The organism is Mycobacterium sp. KBS0706 (assembly GCF_005938675.2).
GTDB lineage: Bacteria > Pseudomonadota > Alphaproteobacteria > DSM-16000 > Inquilinaceae > Inquilinus.
Window position 1 is genome coordinate 119,179 of sequence record NZ_VCCH02000011.1, and the last position, 7,908, is coordinate 127,086.

Annotated in this window: 7 protein-coding genes; 2 read left to right on the top strand and 5 right to left on the bottom strand. The window is 70.6% G+C overall.

What is annotated here, in order from left to right; all coding sequences use genetic code 11:
• Positions 1 to 3 precede the first annotated feature (3 nt).
• A complete protein-coding gene (gene clpB, locus FFK22_RS08525) occupies positions 4 to 2,613 on the bottom strand; it encodes an ATP-dependent chaperone ClpB (protein WP_138887225.1) in 2,610 nt (869 codons plus the stop codon).
• Positions 2,614 to 2,881: 268 nt separating this feature from the next.
• Here clpB and FFK22_RS08530 point away from each other — a divergent pair, with 268 nt between their 5' ends.
• Positions 2,882 to 3,640, top strand: coding sequence for an MOSC domain-containing protein (locus FFK22_RS08530; protein WP_138887224.1), 759 nt, complete (start codon positions 2,882 to 2,884; stop codon positions 3,638 to 3,640).
• 39 nt (positions 3,641 to 3,679) lie between these two features.
• On the opposite strand, the gene FFK22_RS08535 is transcribed toward FFK22_RS08530, so the two are convergent.
• Positions 3,680 to 4,699, bottom strand: coding sequence for an aldo/keto reductase (locus FFK22_RS08535; RefSeq protein WP_221938477.1), 1,020 nt, complete (start codon positions 4,697 to 4,699; stop codon positions 3,680 to 3,682).
• Positions 4,700 to 4,817: 118 nt separating this feature from the next.
• On the opposite strand from FFK22_RS08535, the gene FFK22_RS08540 reads away from it, so the two are divergent.
• Positions 4,818 to 5,744 (top strand): LysR family transcriptional regulator, encoded by a 927-nt coding sequence (locus FFK22_RS08540; protein WP_138887223.1) that lies wholly within the window; start codon positions 4,818 to 4,820, stop codon positions 5,742 to 5,744.
• A 6-nt stretch (positions 5,745 to 5,750) separates the two neighbouring features.
• Here the strand turns inward: FFK22_RS08540 and FFK22_RS08545 are convergent, their stop codons facing one another.
• From FFK22_RS08545 to FFK22_RS08555, 3 genes are all read right to left on the bottom strand, one after another.
• Positions 5,751 to 6,335: a nitroreductase gene (locus FFK22_RS08545; protein ID WP_138887222.1), complete on the bottom strand. Its 585-nt coding sequence runs from the start codon at positions 6,333 to 6,335 to the stop codon at positions 5,751 to 5,753.
• A gap of 79 nt (positions 6,336 to 6,414) precedes the next feature.
• Positions 6,415 to 7,083, bottom strand: coding sequence for a glutathione S-transferase family protein (locus tag FFK22_RS08550; protein WP_138887221.1), 669 nt, complete (start codon positions 7,081 to 7,083; stop codon positions 6,415 to 6,417).
• A 134-nt stretch (positions 7,084 to 7,217) separates the two neighbouring features.
• On the bottom strand, positions 7,218 to 7,908 hold a 691-nt coding region (locus FFK22_RS08555), incomplete at its 5' end, for a LysR substrate-binding domain-containing protein (protein WP_143956805.1).

Here is a 7,908-nt window from a genome sequence, read left to right on the forward strand (position 1 = left end):
CGATCAGGCCGCCGCGGCGAGCGGCTGGGGCTGGAGCACCAGCCCGTCCTCGCCCGCAGTGACCTTGACCGCGCTATCGTCGACCACCCGGCCCTCCAGGATCGCCGTCGCCAGCGGGTTCTGCAGCTCGCGCTGGATCACCCGCTTCAGCGGCCGCGCCCCGTAGATCGGGTCGTAGCCCTGATCGGCCAGCCAGCCCTTGGCCTTGTCGTCCAGCTCCAGCGTCACCTTGCGATCGGCCAACAGGTGGCGCAGGCGCTGCAGCTGGATCTCGACGATGCCGGTCATGTTCGCCCGGGTCAGGCGGCGGAACACGATCATCTCGTCGAGCCGGTTCAGGAACTCCGGTCGGAAGTGCTGGCGCACCGCCATCAGCACCTTCTCGCGGCTGACGAAGTCGATCTCGCCCTCGCTGTCGCCCTGCTCGATCGACGCTACGGCAAGATGCTCGGAGCCGAGATTCGAGGTCATGACGATCAGCGTGTTGCGGAAATCGACCGTCCGCCCCTGGCCGTCGGTCAGGCGGCCGTCATCCAGCACCTGCAGCAGCACGTTGAAGACGTCCGGATGGGCCTTCTCGACCTCGTCGAACAGGATCACCTGGTAGGGCCGGCGCCGCACCGCCTCGGTCAGCGCCCCGCCCTCGTCATAGCCGACATAGCCCGGCGGGGCGCCGATCAGCCGGCTGACCGCGTGTTTCTCCATGTATTCCGACATGTCGATGCGGACCATCGCCGTGTCGTCGTCGAACAGGAACTCGGCCAGCGCCTTGGTCAGCTCGGTCTTGCCGACGCCGGTCGGCCCGAGGAACAGGAAGCTGCCGATCGGCCGATTCGGGTCCTGCAGCCCGGCGCGGGCGCGCCGCACCGCGTTGGCCACGGCCGTCAGCGCCTCGTCCTGGCCGACGACGCGGGACTTCAGCTTCTCCTCCATGTGGAGCAGCTTGTCGCGCTCGCCCTCCAGCATCTTGTCGACCGGCACGCCGGTCCAACGGCTGACCACCGCGGCGATGTCGTCCGCCTGCACCTCCTCGCGCACCATGTGCGAGGCTTGGGCCGCCTCGGCCTCGTTGAGCTTCTTCTCCAGCTCCGGAATCACGCCATAGGTCAGCTCGCCCGCGCGCGCCCAGTTGCCGGAACGCTGCGCCTGCTCCAGCTCGCTCCGGGCCTGGTCCAGCTGCTCCTTCACCTTGGTTGCGGCGGACAGCTTCTCCTTCTCAGCGGTCCAGGCCGCGGTCAAGGTGGAGGACTGCTCCTCCAGCTCGGCCAGGTCCTGTTCCAGCTTGGCCAGGCGGTCCTTCGACGCCGCGTCGGTCTCCTTCTTCAAGGCCTCGCGCTCGATCTTCAGCTGCATGGCGCGGCGGTCCAGCGCCTCGATCTCCTCGGGCTTGCTGTCGACCTGCATGCGCAGCCGCGATCCGGCCTCGTCGACCAGGTCGATCGCCTTGTCCGGCAGGAACCGGTCGGTGATGTAGCGGTTGGACAGGGTCGCCGCGGCTACGATCGCGCCGTCGGTGATGCGCACGCCGTGGTGCAGCTCGTACTTCTCCTTCAGGCCGCGCAGGATCGAGATCGTGTCCTCGACCGTCGGCTCGGAGACGAAGACCGGCTGGAAGCGCCGGGCCAGCGCCGCGTCCTTCTCGACATGCTTGCGGTACTCGTCGAGCGTGGTGGCGCCGACGCAGTGCAGCTCGCCGCGCGCCAGGGCCGGCTTCAGCATGTTCGACGCGTCCATGGCGCCGTCCGCCTTCCCGGCCCCGACCAGCTGGTGCATCTCGTCGATGAACAGCACGATCTCGCCGGCGGCGGAGGTGACCTCCTGCAGCACGGATTTCAGCCGCTCCTCGAACTCGCCGCGGAACTTGGCGCCGGCCACCAGCGCGCCGAGATCGAGCGCCAGCAAGCGCTTGTTCTTCAGGCTCTCCGGCACGTCGCCATTGACGATGCGCAGGGCCAGCCCCTCGACGATCGCGGTCTTGCCGACGCCGGGCTCGCCGATCAGCACCGGGTTGTTCTTGGTGCGCCGCGACAGCACCTGGATGGTGCGGCGGATCTCCTCGTCGCGGCCGATCACCGGGTCGAGCTTGCCCGACCGCGCGGCCTCGGTCAGGTCGCGCGCGTATTTCTTCAGGGCATCGTACTGGCCCTCAGCTGTGGCGCTGTCCGCCGTGCGGCCCTTGCGCATGGCGTCGACGGCGCGGTTCAGCGTCTGCGGCGTCACGCCGGTCTGGGCCAGGGCGCGGCCGGCCTCGGTCTCCTTGGCGATAGCCAGCGCCAGCAGGAGGCGTTCGGCCGCGACATACTGGTCGCCTGCCTTCTTCGCCTGCTCCTGCGCCTGGTCCAGCACCCGCGCCAGCTCGCGGCTCATATAAACCTGGGCGCCGCCACCCTCGACCTTGGGCTGCTTGGCCAGCGCCTGCTCCACCGCCTGGGCCGCGGCCTCGGGCCGGCCGCCGGCGCTGCGGATCAGGTTGGCCGCCAAGCCCTCCTCGTCGTCGAGCAGCACCTTCAGCAGGTGCTCAGGCAAAAGCTGCTGGTGGCCGCGGGTCAGCGCCGCGGTCTGAGCGGCCTGGAGGAACCCCTGGCTGCGCTCGGTGAACTTCTGAAGATCCATATCTCTAGTCTCCGCTGTCCGGCGCGGTCGTCTTGCTCGAAGCCCGACCTCACCTTGATCCACATTCGTGCGATCCGGGAGGATGCAGGACTGATGTAGGGGTGTGGCCCGGCTGCAACAAGGGCCGTCAGGAACGTCCGGGAGAGTCTCGCCACGAGTGCGCCGATGGCGACCGGTCCCAATCGCGCATAGCGGCGATCCTCGGCGCGCTGATTGTTTCCTCCGGCCATAACGCGCTAGGGTTTTTGCCCGGAACCCGAGACCCGCCATGACCGCCGCCCGCCTCGCCGAACTGTACCGCTACCCCGTCAAAGGTATGACCGGGCAGAAACTCGCCGCCACCGATCTCGCCGCGGGCGGGACGCTGCCGCATGACCGGCGCTTCGCCATCGTGCACGGCGCCAGCCAATGTGACCCGACGGCTCCGAGCTGGCAGCCGAAGCGGCAGTTCCTGCAACGGATGACCGATGAGCGGCTGGCGCTGCTGGGCATCGACTATGATGACGCCACCGAGGCGCTGACGCTGAAGCGCGACGGCAAGCAGGTGGCGCGCGGCCTGCTGTCTCTGCCGATCGGGCAGGAGCTGATCAACCAGTTCCTGAACGCCTTCATGAAGGACCCGCGGGGCGCGCTGAAGATCGTCTCCGCCCCCGGCATCGCCTTCACCGACATACCGGAGAAGCTCGTCTCGCTGATCAACCTGGCCTCGGTGAAGGATATCGAGCGGGTGACGCGCGCGCCGGTCGACCCGCGGCGCTTCCGCGGCAACCTGATCCTCGAGGGACTGCCGGCCTGGACGGAGTTCGACTGGATCGGGCGGGAGCTGGCGATCGGGCCGGTGCGGCTCAAGGTCGTCTCGCGGATCACCCGCTGCGCCGCCACCAACGTCAACCCGGCGACGGGCGACCGCGACCTGAACATTCCCAAGGCCCTGATCACCGGTTTCGGCCACGCCGATTGCGGCATCTATGCCGAGGTGCTGGCCGGCGGCCGGATCGCGGAAGGCGACGTCCTGACGGTCGCGTGACCGGGTCCGCCCACAGGCGAACCCGGTCACGCGATATCGTTACGGCCGCGCCGGCCCGGTGCCGGCACCGGTGCTTTCGATCGCGGCGGCGATCTCGGCGACGTCCTTCGCCGTCAGCTCCAGCGTCGCGGCGTCGATCCAGCCATCGACCTGCTCGGGGCTGCGGGCGCCGACGATGGCGGCGGTGACCGCCGGCCAGGCCAGCGTCCAGGCCACCGCCACGGCGGCCACCGAGGTGCCGCGCCGCGCCGCCACCGGCTTCAGTGCCGCGGCCAGCGCCAGGTTGCGGGTCAGGCCGTCGCCGGTGAAATGCGGCGAGCGCGAGCGCCAGTCGTCCTTCGGCAGCGCCGCCGCCCGCTCCGCCGTGAAGGCGCCGGTCAGGAGGCCGGACTGCATCGGGCTGTAGACGATGACACCCGTGTTATGCTTCGCGCACCAGGGCAGTTCCGCCCCGCCGATGTCGCGCCGGATCGCCGAGAAGGGCGGCTGCAGCGTGTCGACATGGCCCACAGCCTCGGCCCGCGCCAGCAGCTCGACATTGTGGTTGGAGAGGCCGACGGCCCGCACCTTCCCTTCCGCCTTCAGGTCGAGGAAGGTCTGCCACAGGGTCTCGATCGAGGTGCCGTCCTCGGCCGGCCAGTGCAGCTGGTACAGGTCGATCCGCTCGACCCCGAGCCGGCGCAGCGAGGCTTCGACCTCGCGCCGCAGGCTGGCCGGAGCGCCGACGCGCTTCGGCACGGCGGTGCGGTTCGCCTCGTCCCAGATCAGGCCGCCCTTGGTGAAGACATAGGGGCGCTTGTCCGCCGGGACCTCGCGCAGGGCGCGGCCGACGATCTCCTCGGAATGGCCGAGGCCGTAGACCGCGGCGGTGTCGATCCAGTTGATGCCGACCTCGGCCGCGTGCCGGATCGCCGCCACCGAGGCGTCGTCGTCCTGCTCGCCCCAGGCCGCGGCCCAGCCGGCGCCGCCGATCGCCCAGGCGCCGAAGCCGACCCGGGTGATCGCCATGTCGGTGGTGCCGAAGCGCCGTGTCGGCAGATGCGTGTGGCCTTCGCTCATGGTCTTCTCCCGGTCATGTCAGGCTTGGAGAATGACGGCATCGCATTCAGCGTTCCAATTGAATGTTCAGATCGCATTCAGCATGATCCCAGAACAATCGGCAGGATCGGGCGGGACCATGGATCTGAGGCAGCTGGAGCATTTCCTGGCGGTGGCGGAGGAGCAGCATTTCACCCGCGCCGCCCGGCGGGTGAACATCGTCCAGTCCGGCCTGTCGGCCTCGATCCGGGCGCTGGAGGAGGAGCTCGGCGCGCCGTTGTTCATCCGCAGCACCCGGCGGGTGGACCTGACCGCCGCCGGCCGGGTGCTGGCCGAGGAAGCGCGGCGGGTGCTGGCGGCGGCCCAGGGTGCCCGTGACGCGGTGGCCGCGGTGCAGGGGCTGGCGCGCGGCCGGCTGGCGATCGGCACCACCCACAGCCTGGCGCCCTTCGTCGACCTTCCGGCGCTGCTGGCCCGCTTCCACGCCGCCCATCCCGGGGTCGAGATCCGATTGTGCCAGGGCGGGTCGGACCGGCTGTTCGAGAAGCTGCGCGACAGCCGGGTCGACCTCGCCTTCGTGCCGATGCAGCCGGCGCCGCCGCCGGACGTCCAGGCCACCATGCTGGCCTGCGAGGAGCTGGTGGCCGCCTGCCGCCACGACCATCCGCTGGCGGGCCGCAAGAACGTGGCCCTGAGCCGGCTGGGCCGCGAGACCTTCGTCGATTTCCAGACCGACTGGGGCACCCGGCAGCTGGTCGACCAGGCCTTCGCCCAGGTGCGCGTGGAACGCCGCACCGGCTTCGAGGTCAACGACCTGCCGACCGCGCTCGACCTCGTCGCCCTCGGCCTCGGCATCGCCCTGGTGCCGGAGGCGCTGATCGCCGCGCATCCGGCCGACCCGCACCGGCCGCCGCTGGCGGTGGCGACGCTGGCCCCGCCCGAGATCTGCTGGGAGCTCGGCGTCGCCCATGCCGAGCGCGGCGCCGGCGACGGCCCGGTCAACCCGGCGGCGCGGGCCTTCCTGGCGCTGATGGAATCGGACCGGGTCGCCGCGGCGGCGGCGTAAGCGGCCTCAGGCCACCTGCACCAGCGGGCCGGACCATTCGGTGACAACGTCGGACAGCGCCGGGCGCGGGCGGTCCTCCATCGGCTCGGTCGGGGTGCCGAGATAGATGAAGCCGATGATCTTGTCGGTCGCCGGGTCGTGGCCCAGCAGCTCGATGATCTGCGGGTGGAAGGCCGCCCAGCCGGTGATCCAGCTGCCGCAGAAGCCCTGGGCGTGCGCCGCCACCAGGATGTTCTGGCACAGCGCACCGCCGGACAGGATCTGCTCCAGCTCCGGGATCTTGCCGGGCTGCGGCTTGTGCGTGATCACCAGCAGCAGCGGCGCCAAAGCCGGCTTCTGCCGCGTCGCCTCGACCAGCGCCTCGGTGGCGTCGGGGGTCTCGCGGGCGAAGATCTCGGCCATCGCCTCGCCCAGCCGGCGCTGCCCGTCCTTGCGCAGCAGCTGGATGCGCCAGGGCGCCAGCTTGCCGTGGTCCGGCACCCGCGTGCCGGCCCGCAGGATCCGCTCCAGCGCCGCCGCATCCGGCCCGGGCTCGACCATGTTGCGCGCGGGCACCGAGCGGCGCTTCAGCAGAAGATCCAACGCATCCATGCTTCGTCTCCGATGAGTCCGCCGCCGGGACGGCGCTATCTAAGAATCACTCTCAACACCACAGATAGGACGGACCGGGTCAGAAATCCAGGTCGCGATAATGCGCCGGCGCCGGAATGCCGGGGACATGGTCCTCCAGGAGCGGCCGGAAGCTGGGCCGGGACTTTATGCGCGAATACCATTGCCGTGCCTCGGAATGGCTGTCCCAGGGCACGTCGCCGAAATAGTCGACCACCGAGAGATGGGCGGCGGCGGCGATGTCGGCCAGGCTGAACTCGTCGCCGGCCAGCCAGCGCCGGGTCTCGGCGAGGTAGGAGATGTAGTCGAGGTGATAGTGCACGTTCTGCCGGCCGGCGCGGATCGCATCGGAGCTGGGCTGGCCGCTGCGCATCACCCGCTTCATGAACTTCTCGCCGACCAGGTTCTCGGTGACCTCGCGGCCGAACTTCTGGTCGAACCACACCAGCAGGCGCCGGGTCTCAGCCCGCGCCAGCGGGGTTTCGCCCAGCAGCGGCACCTCGGGATGCATCTCCTCCATATATTCGACGATGACCCAGACATCGGTCAGCGTCGTGCCGTCCGGCTCGATCAGCAGCGGCACCTCGCCGGTCGGGTTGAGAGCGAGGAACTCGTCGCGCCGCTCCCAGACCCGTTCGACCTTCATGTCGCAATGCAGGTCCTTCTCGGCCAGCAGCAGCCGGACGATGCGGGATTGGGCGGAAAGCCAGATGTGATAGAGGGTTCGCATGGCGCGCGAACTCTAACCGATGCCGCCATGCTTCGGTAAGGGCCACGTTGCGCTGCGCCGGCACATGCCACCCCCGCGCCGCGGCCGGGAACCAATCGGTTCGATCATGCCTTCAGCCCGGCTGCGACGCCGAGTCACGCCGCCACCGGCATGCGAAAGGCGGCGGCGAGGCCGCGCAGCGCGCCGGCGAGCCGGGGGTCCGACAGGCGCGAATGCAGCATCACCTCGATCGGGGCCAGGGCCGGCAGGCCGAGGCGCGGGCCGACATCGACGGTGCCGGGCGGCGCCGTGCGGCGGGCCAGGGGCGAGACGCCGAGTCCCGCCATGACCGCCGCCGCCACGGCGGAGCTGCCGCCGCCGACGAAGACCTCGGCCCAGGCGATGCCGGCAGCATCGAGCGCGCGCAGCGCCACCGTCCGCACACCGCAGCGCGCCGCCCGGGTGACCAGCGGCAGCGGGTCGCCCGGACGGTGGCGCCAGCCGGTCGAGGCGAACCAGCCGAACTCGTCGCGGAACAGCGCCTCGCCGTCGCGACGGCCGGTGTCACGGCGCACGATCACGGCGTCGAGGCCGCCGGCATCGTAGTCGGCGAGCAGGTCCTGCGACAGGTCGAGCCGGACCTCCAGCGCCAGGCCGGGCCCCTGCCCCGCCACCCGGGCCAAGAGCCCCGGCAGCTCCGGCCCCGCGACATGGTCGCTGATGCCCAGCACCAGCCGCCGCGGCGGGGCCGAGACCGCGGCGATCGCATCGTCCTGCGCCTCCAGCAGGCGCCGCGCCCGCGGCAGGAAGGCCTCGCCCTGCGGCGTCAGCCGCACCAGCCGCGGC

Excerpts from the sequence above, each read along its gene's own strand:
- clpB (WP_138887225.1), bottom strand. The coding sequence starts at position 2,613 with ATGGATCTTCAGAAGTTCACCGAGCGCAGCCAGGGGTTCCTCCAGGCC.
- FFK22_RS08530 (WP_138887224.1), top strand. The coding sequence starts at position 2,882 with ATGACCGCCGCCCGCCTCGCCGAACTGTACCGCTACCCCGTCAAAGGT.
- FFK22_RS08535 (WP_221938477.1), bottom strand. The coding sequence starts at position 4,699 with ATGAGCGAAGGCCACACGCATCTGCCGACACGGCGCTTCGGCACCACC.
- FFK22_RS08540 (WP_138887223.1), top strand. The coding sequence starts at position 4,818 with ATGGATCTGAGGCAGCTGGAGCATTTCCTGGCGGTGGCGGAGGAGCAG.
- FFK22_RS08545 (WP_138887222.1), bottom strand. The coding sequence starts at position 6,335 with ATGGATGCGTTGGATCTTCTGCTGAAGCGCCGCTCGGTGCCCGCGCGC.
- FFK22_RS08550 (WP_138887221.1), bottom strand. The coding sequence starts at position 7,083 with ATGCGAACCCTCTATCACATCTGGCTTTCCGCCCAATCCCGCATCGTC.